The organism is Rhizobium aureum, assembly GCF_030182495.1.
In the GTDB taxonomy this organism is placed as follows: Bacteria; Pseudomonadota; Alphaproteobacteria; order Rhizobiales; family Rhizobiaceae; genus Rhizobium; species Rhizobium tropici_C.
Window position 1 is genome coordinate 39,483 of sequence record NZ_JAQJCI010000023.1, and the last position, 12,975, is coordinate 52,457.

Sequence of the window (12,975 nt, forward strand, 5' to 3'; positions counted from 1 at the left end):
GCCTGCCTCATGTGCGTGGGTTGAGCGCATCACGCAGCCCGTCGCCGAGCAGGCTGAAACCAATCGAGGCAATCGCGATCGCAACACTCGGCCAGATCAGGATGCCGGCGGAGAGGTGCATGAAGCGGCGGGCTTCAGAGACCATGAGACCCCATTCGGCCGCCGGCGGTTGAGCGCCGAGACCCAGGAATGAGAGCGTCGCGAACAGCATGATTGCGAAGGAAATACGGATCGTCATCTCGACGATGATTGGCGCCACAACATTCGGCAGCATTTCGCGGCGAATGATGAAGGCCGAGCTTTCGCCACGCGCGATGGCGGCATTGATGTAGTCCTGCTTGCGCACTGAAAGCGCCACGCTTCGCGTGATACGGGCCATGCCCGGTGCAAAGGCAATCGCCACGGCGACAAGGGCGTTGACGGTGCTGGAACCGAGCAGGTTGACGACGAGCAGCGCGAACAGCAAGCTCGGGATGGACATGACGGCATCGATCGTGCGCATGATGAATTCGTCGGCGCGGCCACCAAGGAAGGCGGAGGTCGTACCGATCAGCGCGCCGACCAGTGTCCCGATGATAGTCGCCGCTACAGCCATGACGACGGTGGCGCGGGCACCGATCAGCAGGCGGCTGAAAATGTCACGACCATACTGGTCGGTGCCAAGCAGATAGGTGAGGCTCGACGGCTTGTAGCGGGCGAGCGGGGACATCTTTTCCGGATCGTTTGGGGCGAGCATCGGTCCGAAGATGACGATCAGCACGACCAGCAGGACCACGAAAAGGCCGATGGCGCCCTGCGGTGTGCGCAGGAGACGTTTCAAGAACTCAATCATACTGGATTCTCTTGTCGAGCACCGCGTAGAGCATGTCAGCGATGAAATTGACGATGGAATAGGTGGCCGCCATGATCAGCACGCCGGCCTGGATGACCGGCAAATCGCGGGCCTGGATCGCGACGATCAGCTCTCGGCCGATTCCCGGAATGGCGAAGATTTCCTCGACGACGATGACGCCACCGAGCAGATAACCGACATCCAAAGCGACAATGGTGATCGTTGGCAGGAGCGCGTTACGCAGCGCGTGCCGGCGCAAGACCGTGCCGCGAGACATGCCCTTTAGCCGGGCGGCGCGGATGTAGTCGGTGTGCAGGACATCGACCAGTTCCGAGCGCACCATGCGCGAAACGTGGGCGATCAAAATGACGGAGATGACGCAGACCGGCAGGATGAGATGGGCGATACCGGCGAAAAAGTCTTCAGTCAGTGGCACGTAGCCCGTTGGAGGCAGCCATTTCAGCCAGTCTGCGATAAGCAAGACAGCGACCGTCGCTGTAACGAATTCCGGCAGGGCGACACCGAGATAGGAGACAAGGCTGACGACAATATCAGCGATCTTGCCGCGGCGGATTGCGGCGATGATGCCGAGCGGGATCGCCAGCACCAGCATCAGGCCGATTGAAAGGATCGCGAGTAGGAGGGAACGCCCTAGCGCCGTGAACATGGCAGGTCCGATCGGCTGGCCGGTCCGCAGCGAGGTTCCGAAATCACCCTGCAGGAGAGCCCCGAGCCAATGGCCATATTGCACCCAGACAGGCGCGTTGAGACCCATCGTCTGGCGCAACGCATCAAGTGCTTCTGGCGTGGCATGTTCGCCGAGCATCATAACGGCGGCGTCGGCTGGCAGGACTTGGGTGATCGCAAAGACGATCAGCGACACGACAAACAGCGTGTAGACGATCATCAGCAATCGCTTGAGCAGGTAATTCGGGGACAAGGGGTCTTCCTCGACTTGGGAGAAAGCCGGGCACGGTAGACACAGCACCCAGCAGTCAGGTGTCAGCCGCGCTTGGGGGCCTTGTCGGTCAGCGAGACGTAATCAAGACGGAAGACCGAAGCACGCGGATGGGCTTCAAAACCCTGGACCCAGCTACGCTTGGCAGCGAGTACGTCGAAGAAGACCGGGATGATGGATGGCACTTCCTCGTTCATCAGGGCCTGAGCCTTGGTGTAGAGCTCGGTTCGCTTGTCCTTATCAGTCGTGCCGCGCGCCTCGGCGATGAGAGCATCGAAAGCCTTGTTGTTCCAGCGCGTCTCGTTCCACGAGGCATCGGACGTGTAGAGCAGCTTGAAGATGCCGTCCGGGGTCGGCTGCATGTTGTAGAAGCCGACATAGAACGAACCCTTCTTCCAGATCTGATCGAGATAGGTCGCATGCGGCATCGTCTGCACATTGATCGTGATGCCGGCTTCCTTGGCCATTTCGCGGATGGCAATGGCCAACTGGCCGCGCACCGATGGGCGGTCGGACGCGATCAGCGTTGCTTCGAGACCGTTCGGATGACCGGCCGCAGCCAGCAGCTTCTTGGCTTCCGCGATGTTCTGCTCACGCGTCGTGACTGCCTTGAAATACTGATAGGAGGGGTTGAGCGGGGTATCGTTGCCCGGCGTGCCGAAACCTTCCGTCACGAAATCGACCATGGCCTGGCGATCAACCGTCAGCGCAATGGCACGGCGAACCCGTGCGTCGTTGAACGGGGCGGTATCACAGCCGAAGTTGATGTTGCAGAACTGGCCGGATGGGACGCGCAGCACGTCTACGCCGTCGCTGTCCTTGAGACGCAGGAACTCGGTCGGCTGGACCGTCGACATGATATCGGTATCGCCGGAGATCAATGAAGAGCCTTCAGCCGAAAGATCGGGAAAGACGCGGATTTCGATCCGGTCGAGATAAGGGCGTGCCGGGTCGTAATAGGCAGGGTTGCGCTCGACGACGATCAAGCGATCCGGCTCGTAGGATTTCAGCGTGAACGGACCGGTACCGACAGCCTTTGTTGCAAGGCTCTTGAAATCGCCGGTGGCGATCGAAGCCGGGATGATGCGGGCATTGGTATAGGCGAGCGCGACCGGAAGGTCGGCATAGGGACCGGACAGCTTGAAGCTGACGGTCTGCGGATCGACCGCCGAAACCGAAGCGATCGGGCCGATATTGTTGCGGCCGGGCGAAGCGTTCGCCGGATCAAGAATGGCCTTGACGGTCGCGACGACGTCATCGGCCGAGAAGGTTGAACCGTCGTGGAATTTAACGCCGGAACGGAGCTTGAAGGTCCATTCGGTCAGATCGGCATTGGCGCTCCAGCTTTCGGCCAGATCCGGCTCGACCGACATATCGACCTTGAGGCGGGTCAGATTGCTATAAAGCAATTCGCTGATGAGATACTCCGGGTTGACGCGGGTCAGCAGCGGATGGATGACGCTAGCCGCTTGATCGATCGACACACGCAGTGTGCCGCCTCTGGCCGGGGGCGCAGCGGCGAAAACGGGACCGATGGCGGGAGCCGCGAGGATCGCAGCCGTGCCAGCGAGAAAAAGACGTCTTTTCATTTCAAGCATGCGTGTTCCCCTTCAGGTTATGGACGCGTTTCTGGAACGAGGTCGGCGGCGAAATCCGCTGCCAGATAAGAGAGGATGCTCTTGGCGAGCGCGACGATGTCCTGTTTCGTCGTGTGTTCTTCCGGACTGTGGATGCAGCTTTCCGGACGGCCGAGGCCACCGAGCAGAACCTCACGCGTAAAGCCTGCCCTTTGGACATAACCGAAGTCGGAACAGCTCGAAGCGCCCCATTTGCGAAAGTCCTCCGGCTTGTAGCCGAAGCCCTCCGACAGTGCCTTCTGCCAGCGCGGCCAGTGCGGGCCATCCGGGTCGGAGGTCGGGATCAGATGGCCGACGAGATCAATGCCGAGCCCAAGGCCTGGCATTTGGGCGACGGCCTTGTTGATGACGGCCTCGATCTCGGCGCGAGCCTCGTCGTAGCTTTCTTCCGGCGCATAACGGCGGCTCACGAGAATCTTGACCTCGGCCGGAACCTGGCCGCCGGCCGTACCGCCCTCGACAGCAGCGATCGTCAACTGCGGGCGCAGCGGCCCGGTCGCATGCGGGGGCGGAGCAAGCGCCGAGGCGCGGGCAGCAACAATCGGTTTCAGCCCCATCAGCGCGTTCATGACCGGCAGCGCGCCTTCGATCGCGTTGATGCCGGCGCCGGTGCGATTGCCTTCTCCTGCGTGCACGGCATGGCCACGGATCGTCAGCTGCAGGTTGAAGATGCCGAAACAGCCGGCCCAGACACGCGGCGCGGCCGAGCCGTTGAAATTGAGGATGTGGCCCTTCAGCATGCCCTGTTCGGCAAGATACCGGATGCCAGGATAAAGTCCGCCCTCTTCATCGGTGCATAGGAGCAGCATCGGGTCGTAAGCGAGTTCGATCCCGGCCTTCTGCGCGGACCGGAGCGCCAGAAGCGTCGCAGCAATCGTGCCCTTCATATCGGCGGCACCGAGGCCGTAGAGCTCATCGCCCTCAACGGTGAGTTTCAGCGGATCGCGCTGCCAGCCAGGTGCCACCGGCACGGTATCGACATGATAGTAGAGGCCGAGAACCGGCTTGCCGGTTTCACGAGAGGCGACAAGATTGGTGCGCGCACCGGAAGCCGGACCGCCCTCGACCTTCCAGAGCTCCTCCGGCACGGTCACACGGGCAAGATCGAAGCTCATCGGCGTGAGCAAATCCTCCATCAGGTCCGCGAAGGCGTCGTAACCCCCGCCCGGAGGAAAGGAGGTATCGATTTCGATCATGCGCGCGAGATCAGCCACGGCGACCTCGACATCCCGCTCGATCGCTGTCATGCCAGCTCTGAACGCGGAATGCCGTGGAACAGCCTGCTGATCGGACATCAACACCCTCCGGCGCAGCTCCTCGGCTTGCGCATTAATATAAACTATATAGTAATACTGCGCAGCTCTCCGAGATGTGTCAACTCCAAAGAAGAGGCAACTCATTGGCCGACGCGCCCAATTTTATAACAGGCTCGAAGATGTCCGAGCTCTCCGTCCCGCTGTACGAGGTCGTGAAGCGGCAGTTCACCGAAGCGATCATGCTGGGTCAGTGGGAAGCGGGCATGGTCCTGCCGAGTGAGATCGCCTTGTCGCAACAGTATGGTGTGGCTGTCGGCACCATCCGCCGCGCCCTGACTGATCTGACAAACGAAGGTTTGCTCAGCCGGCGACGTAAAACTGGAACCGTGGTCACAGGCCGAACGCCGGCCCACAGCCTGCGGTTCTTCTTTCAGTATTTTCGCCTGCATGGGCTGGACGGATCGCTTCAGCACTCCGTGACGAAGGTGACGTCGCTAGAGCGCGGGGCCGCTGGCGCACAGGACGCAGCGAAGCTGCAGATTCGTCCCGATGATAACGTGATCCGGTTTCATCGTGTCCGAAACGTCGATGGCAAACCGGTCATGCACGAAACGTTGGTGCTAGCCGAAGCAAGGCTGCCGGACTTCACTCATGACAAGGACGAGATACCACCGCTCTTCTATCTTCACCTTCTGGACCGCTACGGCATCAGGATCTCCGCTGTTCGGGAACAGATTTCGGCCGATCTTGCGGGGGACGACGATGCGAAGTGGTTGGAGCTCAGCCTCCCCGCGCCGATCCTCATGATCGACGAGATCGCATATGATCAGTCAGCCACGCCCGTCTTGGCGTCAACCCATCGATCAACAACAGCGAACCACCGTTACGTTCACGAGATCAAATGAATCAACAAGGAATTGGAAGGCGTTACCAGTGCAAGAGTTTTAAGTTGCGCTATTTGACAATTTCGTCGAGCCGCCCGCGTCGCGTCGTGACAAGCACCGCAAGGATGACGACAGCACCGCGGATACCGACCTGATAGAAGGGGTCGACCTGCAGCAGGGTCATGCCGTTTGCAAGGATTACGATCGTCAGGACGCCGAGAACAGTCTGCAACGGGCCGCCGACGCCGCCAGTTAGAAGGGTCCCGCCGAGGACGACCGCCGCGATCGTATCGAGCAGGAACGGATCGCCCATGCCGGGCGAAGCCGAGAAGGTCCTGATACCGAGGAGGATGCCGGCCAGCCCGGAAATAAGGCCCGCCACGACAAAGACAAGGATCTTCATCCTGGTCGTGTTAATCCCAGACATCCTGGTCGTGCGCTCGTTGTCGCCGATGGCATACATGTATTGGCCGAAGCGGGTAAAGCGGGCGACCAGCGTACAGATCACCAGCACGCCCACTGCCCAAAGACCGATCTTCGGAAACGAGCCGAAAGCCACGCCGCCGGCCAGCATGCTGGAGACCGGTGTATTCCAGGGCAACGGGCGGCCGCCCGATATGATGAGCCCGAGGCTCTGGAATATGAACAGCGTGCCGAGGGTGACGAGAAAGCTGGGAAGTTTGAGAACGGCGTTCAGGGCACCATTGATTGCGCCGCAAAGGGCACCGACGAGAAGCCCGACGACAATGCCTGCCTCGCCCATCGTCGGGACCAGTGTGACGGCACAGATCGCCGACAGCGTCATGATGGAGCCCACGGAAAGGTCGATCGACCCGATCAGGATGACGAACGTGATGCCCATCGCGGCAACCAGAAGGACCGATGACTGCCGGACGATATTCCAGATGTTCGGCCACGTCAGAAACGCGTCGTGCATGAACGAAAAGAAGATGATGAGCGCAAACGCGGCCAGGAATGGCGTCAATTTGCCGACGGCACCGAATTTAGACATCGTATTTCCTTAGTTGCATCCCGTCAGAACATCATCGAGATGACGTCTTGTTCCTTTGGCTTGCTGTGAGGATCGGCAGCGACTGGTTCCGATAGCTTGCCATTCGCCATGAAGTAGATCGTGTTGGACAGCTCGATCAGCTCGACGAGATCATCCGAGATCAGAAGCACCGCGCATCCGGTGTGCGTGATGTCGCGCAGCAGCCGGTAGATCTCCTCCTTCGCACCGGCATCGACGCCGCGGGTGGGGTTGTCGATGACCATCAGCGCCGGATTTCGCGCAAGCCATTTTGCAAGCACCACTTTCTGCTGGTTCCCACCGCTGAGCGAGCCGACGAGCGTATCGCTATCCGGGGCCTTGACCTTGAGTTCGGCCATGCGCTCATCCGCGAAGGCTCTGGCTTGAGAGACGGAAAAGAAGCCGGACCTGGTAAATCGCCGCAGCGACGGCAAGACGATATTGTCGCGAATGGAGCGGCCGAGCATCACGCCGTCGCGATGCCTGTGAAGCGGGACATAGCCGATGCCCAGGTCGATCCGGCCCGACGCCGGGAGTGCCGAGACATCCTTGCCGAGGATCCTGATGTCGCCTCGTCCGGCTTCGACCCCGAGTATCGCCCGGCCCAGCTCTGTCTTGCCGGATTGCACCAAGCCGCCGATACCGACGATCTCGCCTTCGCGCACGGAGAGCGCAACATCCGAAAATGCGCCTGAGCCAAGCCCCGTTACCTCGAGCACCGGCGGCCCGAAGGCGGTCCGCTGCCTGTTGGTGGCATAGAAATCGGTAGGTCGTTCGCGGCCGACCATCAAGCTGTGCAGCCGAGTCTCGGTCGGCTCGGTGACATCGGCATCGATGACCTGGCCATCCTTGAGCACGAGGATCTGATCGCAGAGGTGGAGCACCTCATCGAGCCTGTGAGAGATGAAGATGATCGAGGCGTTGAACCGTGTCTTGAGAAGCGAAACGATACGGTAGAAAAGCTGCAGCTCCAGGCCGGACAAGGAGGCTGTCGGTTCGTCGAGAAGGATGAGCGGGCGCTCGATCTTGAGGATCTCGGACTGCGCGACGACGCGGGCGATTTCCACCAGCTGCCGCGTGCCAAAATTCAGCGTGCCGGTGATGAGGCGCGGATCGAGTGAAATGCCCAGCTCATCGAAAATCCGCCCCGCATGGGCCCGCATCCGGGAAAAGCCGATGACGCCATTGCGGGTGAAATGTTTTTCCAGCCCCAGAAAGAGGTTCTGATAGATCGGATAGACGAGGATCAGCGCCTGTTCCTGGTGCACACGGAATATGCCGGCTCTCGTAGCAGCCGCCGGACCATGGAACGCCCACGGCATGTCATGCAGGAGGAGATCCCCGTCATCTGGGCTTTGAACACCGCTGATGATGTCGAGCAATGTGCTCTTGCCTGCACCATTCTCGCCGACGAGACCGAGGGTGCGACCGTGCTCGACCATGAAGCTGACGCCCTGCAGGGCATTGACGCCGGGATAGCGCTTGGTGATCGACCGAAGTTCGAGATGTACAGTCATAAATGCTTTGCCGTCCGCTTGACCGCGATGATACGTAGCCGCATTCCGGCCTCGTCGGCCGGAATGCGCTATCGTGTTGTCGGCGGTTGTTAGAAGCCGAGAACTGTCTTGCCGGCTTTTGTGTTCTGAGCGACTTCCGAGAGCGGACCTGCTGCAGCATGGTCCTTGAACATCTTGTTCAGCTTCTCGATATTGCCCGCCTTCAGCGAGGTGGCGACGTCTTCCGGTAGCGCCCAGTTCGCTGGCTTCAAGGATTGCATCGAATCGATGCCGCTCCAGAACTGCGACGGATCGATCACTTCCATGCCCCACTGGATCTTCCAGTTGTCGCCGTTCAGATGGCGCGACATCGATTTGAAATCGAACGCAAAACCGCCACTGCTGTCCATCAGTGAAAGATACTTCGCGGCAGCATCCGGGGAATCGAGGAAGAGGGAATCGAAGTAGCGCATCCGTTCCAGCGGATCGTATGTGACGCCATTGAGCGCATCGAACAGGGTGACAACAGAATATCCCGTCATGAATGGCGCGTTGATCGAGACCGTGCCGAGCGCGCTCGGATCGTCTTTCATCCGCGTCAGCATCTCCCGAGTGGCATCGTTGCCCGCGGTCAGGATCTGACCGCTCAATCCGCGCTCTCGCAAAACATCCAGGACCGCGATCGCCGTATCGTCATTGTAGGAAATGATCGCCGCCACATCCGGATGCGCCGTCAGAAGATTTTCGACCACCGGGCGTGCGGCCACGCGATTTTCGCCGGCAGGCTGTTCGGCAACGAGATCGATATTAGGGTTGTTTTTCAGGGCGAGCTTGACGCCCGCCGCACGCGTATCGGCCGAAAAATTACCGGGCATGCCGGCAGCATAGAGCACCTTGCCCTTGTTGCCGATCTTGTCGAACAGCGCCTGCGCCATCGCCGCAATGCCGCGGATGTTGTCCGGCTGGCTGTAGAGCATGTAGGCGTCCTTGAACGTCGGATCGCTTGGCGCAAGCCATGCTGCCGTGGAATGCGCATTGGCGATTTTCACGCCGACCTGGGATGCAGTGGCGCAAAGCGCCTTTATCACCTCGGCATTTTGAGCAAAGGTGACGACGGCATTCACACCGAGAGACGGCGCCTGCTCAATCTGGGCGATCTGCTTGTCGACGGAATCGTCGAAGGTCTGCGACATGTATTTGATGCCGAGCTGTTCGGCCGCACGCTTGGCCCCGGCATCCCATCCCTGCCAGTATTCGTTGGCCAGTGTCGGGAACGTGTTGAGAACCGTGATCTGCTGATCGGACGCGCGAGCGGTCTTGCGAAGCACCAGCGGGCTTGCAAGAGAAACGGCAGCGGCCGCACCCGCGAGCTGCAGCAGTTTGCGGCGGTTGATTTCGAGATTTCCGATGTCACGCAAATTCAGATCCTCCTCGATAGCCCCCTCCAGGGCTGTTGACGACGATCAGTGTAGAGAATGTCAGCGACTCGAAAACAACAGAATTATCCAGATCGGACAACTTAAAATATTGAAGTCATTGCACTATTACGAAATTTTTGGCAGCCGGAATGCACCAGACGGACGGCGTCGACGACACCGTTTATCTGCCGCATTCGGGCTGTCGCAGCCTTGCCACTACATGTCCGATCCACCGATCGGATCACGACGCGGGACGACCATCGGAAGAAATGGAAGACAGGCCGAAGTCGCCTTCCGTGGTCGCGCAGTCCGTGTCGGACCGGCGCCTTTCGCTCAAGCCGTCTTCGCCCGCCAGAGTTTCGTCGGCGAGCCGTCCTCGTAGCCCAGCTTGTCAAAGCTCGCGACCTCGAGCAGGAGTCCCCATGGGGCACGCAGGTAGATCCAGTCGAAACCGGCCAGCGGCCCCGCGGTGATCAGGTTCGGACCGTCGAGGAGATCGACGCCCTGGGCGCGCAGCCGTTCGACCGATGCATGGACATCCTCGACTTCGAAGCAGATATGTGCGCCTCCGACCTCAGACGGCCGCTTCGGCGGGGACATCTCTTCACCGCTATATTCGAACAGCTCAACACTCGTGCCCTCGCCGCAGCGGAGAAACACGAGGTCGCGTATCGTGGAGTGCGGAGCAGCACCGATCTTCTTCGACATGAAGTCCTGATCAACGTTGAAAGGGCCAGTCCGGAAAACCTCGACCGCACCGAAAACGGCTTTGAAAAAGGCAATCCCCTCTTCGATATCAGGCACCGTCAGACCGATATGGTGCATGCCATGGACCTTGTTTGTCATGTTCTCTCCTCCTGCTTGGAAAGTCGTCGCCACACCCACACCGCAATCAGCAGGACGCCGAGCGCGTGGAAGCGGAGATTGCGTTTTGTGTCTCTCAATGGCGGGCGGCACGGCGGCCGCGAACCGCAGCGTAAATCAGTGCTGCAATGACGATCAGGATGCCCTGAAAGAAATACTGATAGGTCTGCGACAGGCTCAGGAAGGTGACGGCGCTCAGCACTTCGGTCAGCAGGATGGCGCCGAGAACGGTGCCGATGAAAGTCCCGCGCCCGCCTGCCAGGCTGGTTCCGCCGAGGACCACGGCGGTGATGCTGGATAGCGTGTAATTGATGCCCTGGCGGGGATCGCCGACGCCGATCTGGGCCATCAGCATGACTGCACCGAGGCAGGTCAACACCGAGCACGCCACGTACCCTGAGATGAATGTCAGATCGACGCGAATGCCCACGCGGCGGGCCGATTCCTCGTTCGATCCGACGGCGCGCAACCGCCACCCCGATCTCGATCTGCGCAGAACATACTCGCCCGCGAGCGTCACAGCCAGGAGCACGAGGAATGCGACGGGGAACGGCCCCCATTGCCAGTTGATCCAGTCGGTAATCGCATAGCTGATGTATCCGTCCGGATTTTCGCGCAGCAGAAAGCTGAACCCCTGGATGGCGATATACATGGCCAGCGTCGCCGCGATCGGCGTGAAATTCGCAAAGCGTATTAGCAGCCCGTTGACACCGCCCACCGCGACCGCCCCGGCCAGCATCAGGAGGAATCCGAGAGCCATCATGGAAGCCGACATGTCGTCTGTCAGGAAGAACGATGCGACAACCACCAGGAAGCCGGCCAGCGGCCCGACCGAGAGATCGATACCGCCCATCAGCAGCGCGATCGTCTGCCCGAGCGCGATGAACCCGAGCGCCGCCGCCAGCAGGAATATGTTGTAGATGTTGTAGACCGACAGGAAGTTGTCGTTCTGTCCGTTGACGTAGAGCCCGAGGACGATCGCCACCAGCGCCAGTGGAATGACCGGCACGTTGTCTGATTGCAGGAAATGCCTGAACCCTTTGGTATGGCCGGAAGCCTTGGCAGCGCCGGGCTGGACATCGTGCGTTTCGGCGTTGACCGCGGCGGCGACGATCTTCTCCTCGGTGACGTCCTCGCCTTCGAGCGTCGCGACCACGTGGCCGCGCGACATGACAATGACCTTGTCGCAGAGCCCTTCAAGCTCGACGGCATCGGAGGAATTGACGACGACCGGCGTGCCCGCCTCGCACAGGTCACGCAGGATGCGGTAGATCTCGAAGCGGGCCCCGACATCGACCCCCTGTGTCGGCTCGTCCGCGATAACCAGGCCCGGATCCGACAGCATCGCCCGCGACATGACGATCTTCTGCTGATTGCCGCCCGACAGCGACAGGATCGGAGCCTCCATGCTGGGCGCCTTGACGGCGAGTTCGGCGAAGATCGCGCTGACTTTCTCCTGCTCGCGCTTCCGGCTCATGATCCCGCCGGTCGCAAATTTCTCGAGCGTCGAGAAGGTGGCGTTCTCCCGCACGGTAAGGCCTTTCGCCACGCCTTCCCGGAGCCGGTCCGATGGCATGAAGGCAGCCTCGTCGAGAAGCTCCGTATGGCCGAGGTTGCGTCCGCGCAGGTTGATCGATCCGCGCGAGATATCCAGTCCCGCCAGGGCTCGCATCAGAACGGCCTGGCCGTTGCCGGCAACACCTGCCACCCCGATGATCTGCCCCCGTGGCACCTGGAACGAGACACCATCGACGCCTTCACAGCTGAGACCGGTGACCGAAAGCGCAATCTCCCCGCTCTTGCCCGACGCTTTCGGCGGGAAAGCCGCCGCAAGCGTACGCCCGACGATCATGCCGACAAGCTCGGCGTCGCTGATCTCGCCGACCAGCGCACTGCCGCGAATTTTTCCGTCGCGCAGCACGGTTACCCGCTGTGCAATCTGCCTGAGTTCGGCAAGGCGGTGGGTGATGTAGACGACGGCTGTTCCCTCCGCCGCTGCCTGGCGCACAAGATCGAACAACAGTTCGCTGGCCTCCTGGTCGAGGGAAGCCGTGGGCTCGTCCAGGATCAGCAAGCGCGGCTTAACGGCGAAGGCCTTGCCGATCTCCAGCAGATGTTTCTCGGCAACAGTCATTTCACCTGCGCGCATACGCAGCGGCAGATCGAGGCCGACCGTTTGAAGCATCTGCTGCAGCGCATCGGGCGATCGCCGACCTGACGCGTCCGAAGCGGTGAGTGCCACGAGCAGATTTTCCTCGATCGAAAGATCGTCGAGAATGGCGGGATGCTGGAAACAGATACCGATCCCGAGCGACGCAGCGACCTCCGGGGTCATCTGCTTGACGGCAACGCCCTCGAAGGTGATCTCACCCACGCTCGGCTGCAGCGTGCCGGAGATGATGTTCATCAGGGTCGATTTGCCGGCACCGTTTTCGCCGAGAATGGCATGCACTTCGCCGGGCCGGAATTCGACACTGACATCGCGAAGCGCCGGAATGCCGGCAAAATACTTGGAGATACCATCGAGCCGGACGGTGACGTCGTCTTCGGCCGACAGGAAGGGCGTATGGGAGTGGATGTCTGCTGCGGCCATGACGTGA

Annotated in this window: 10 protein-coding genes; 1 reads left to right on the plus strand and 9 read right to left on the minus strand. The window is 60.6% G+C overall.

Features of this window, described 5'->3' with window-relative positions; translation table 11 throughout:
• Window positions 1-7: 7 nt before the first annotated feature.
• The 4 genes from PH552_RS30335 to PH552_RS30350 form a co-directional block, all read right to left on the minus strand.
• The gene (locus PH552_RS30335; protein WP_112343027.1) at window positions 8-832 is read right to left on the minus strand and encodes an ABC transporter permease; all 825 of its coding nucleotides are present in this window, start codon (window positions 830-832) and stop codon (window positions 8-10) included.
• Complete coding sequence (locus PH552_RS30340) at window positions 825-1,772, minus strand: ABC transporter permease (protein ID WP_112343028.1); 948 nt, start codon at window positions 1,770-1,772, stop codon at window positions 825-827. Before PH552_RS30340 ends, PH552_RS30335 begins: the two co-directional genes overlap by 8 nt.
• Before the next feature lie 62 nt (window positions 1,773-1,834).
• On the minus strand, window positions 1,835-3,388 hold the full coding sequence (locus tag PH552_RS30345; protein ID WP_112343029.1) for an ABC transporter substrate-binding protein: 1,554 nt from the start codon (window positions 3,386-3,388) through the stop codon (window positions 1,835-1,837).
• Between the two features lie 17 nt (window positions 3,389-3,405).
• A complete protein-coding gene (locus PH552_RS30350; RefSeq protein WP_285166517.1) occupies window positions 3,406-4,722 on the minus strand; it encodes a M20 family metallopeptidase in 1,317 nt (438 codons plus the stop codon).
• A 104-nt stretch (window positions 4,723-4,826) separates the two neighbouring features.
• Between PH552_RS30350 and PH552_RS30355 the strand changes: the two genes are divergently transcribed.
• Window positions 4,827-5,588, plus strand: a complete 762-nt coding sequence (locus PH552_RS30355) for a GntR family transcriptional regulator (protein WP_245430392.1) — start codon at window positions 4,827-4,829, stop codon at window positions 5,586-5,588.
• 49 nt (window positions 5,589-5,637) lie between these two features.
• Here the strand turns inward: PH552_RS30355 and PH552_RS30360 are convergent, their stop codons facing one another.
• The 5 genes from PH552_RS30360 to PH552_RS30380 all read right to left on the minus strand — a co-directional run bounded on the left by PH552_RS30360 (window position 5,638) and on the right by PH552_RS30380 (window position 12,968).
• Complete coding sequence (locus tag PH552_RS30360; protein ID WP_112343032.1) at window positions 5,638-6,579, minus strand: ABC transporter permease; 942 nt, start codon at window positions 6,577-6,579, stop codon at window positions 5,638-5,640.
• 23 nt (window positions 6,580-6,602) lie between these two features.
• Complete coding sequence (locus tag PH552_RS30365; RefSeq protein ID WP_285166518.1) at window positions 6,603-8,114, minus strand: sugar ABC transporter ATP-binding protein; 1,512 nt, start codon at window positions 8,112-8,114, stop codon at window positions 6,603-6,605.
• Between the two features lie 89 nt (window positions 8,115-8,203).
• A complete protein-coding gene (locus PH552_RS30370; protein ID WP_181592380.1) occupies window positions 8,204-9,511 on the minus strand; it encodes a sugar ABC transporter substrate-binding protein in 1,308 nt (435 codons plus the stop codon).
• 333 nt (window positions 9,512-9,844) lie between these two features.
• Complete coding sequence (locus PH552_RS30375) at window positions 9,845-10,357, minus strand: VOC family protein (RefSeq protein ID WP_112343035.1); 513 nt, start codon at window positions 10,355-10,357, stop codon at window positions 9,845-9,847.
• 94 nt (window positions 10,358-10,451) lie between these two features.
• The gene (locus PH552_RS30380) at window positions 10,452-12,968 is read right to left on the minus strand and encodes an ATP-binding cassette domain-containing protein (RefSeq protein ID WP_112343036.1); all 2,517 of its coding nucleotides are present in this window, start codon (window positions 12,966-12,968) and stop codon (window positions 10,452-10,454) included.
• Between the last annotated feature and the right edge of the window lie 7 nt (window positions 12,969-12,975).